At 48.4% G+C, this 353-nt stretch carries 1 protein-coding gene; it reads left to right on the top strand.

What is annotated here, in order from left to right; translation table 11 throughout:
- Positions 1-353 (top strand): hypothetical protein (locus ACXAFI_RS20040; RefSeq protein ID WP_475110177.1); only part of this gene is annotated, 353 nt, incomplete at both ends.

Below are 353 nucleotides of genomic sequence, written 5' to 3'. Positions count from 1 at the left end.
GTGTAACCATCGACCCTAATGGTAGCAGCTATGACATCAACTTCAGTGGTATTGATGCGGTTACTAATACAGGAACCCTAACCGGTACTGCTGGTGAAGATGCCTTCACCGTTGAGGGCGATAAAAAGCTGCGCAGCAAAGGCATCCAGTTCTCGGATGTTAGTGCTGTACTGGCCGGTAGCGATGCCAGCCTTGTCGACACTGTTTATGCTTTAGCAGGCGAGACCGTCGAGCTAACCGGAATAGCGAAAGAACTAATTACTAGCGGTATCGTATTTAAAGAGATTGAGGTAGCGGGTACTGGTGGTGAAAACCTTGTCGGTTCAGACTTAGCCGATACGATCGAGATTACT

This window comes from Microbulbifer sp. ABH2_005 (assembly GCF_056160005.1).
The sequence above is the reverse complement of the archived record's forward strand: the minus strand, read 5'-3'. Positions and strand labels throughout refer to the sequence as shown.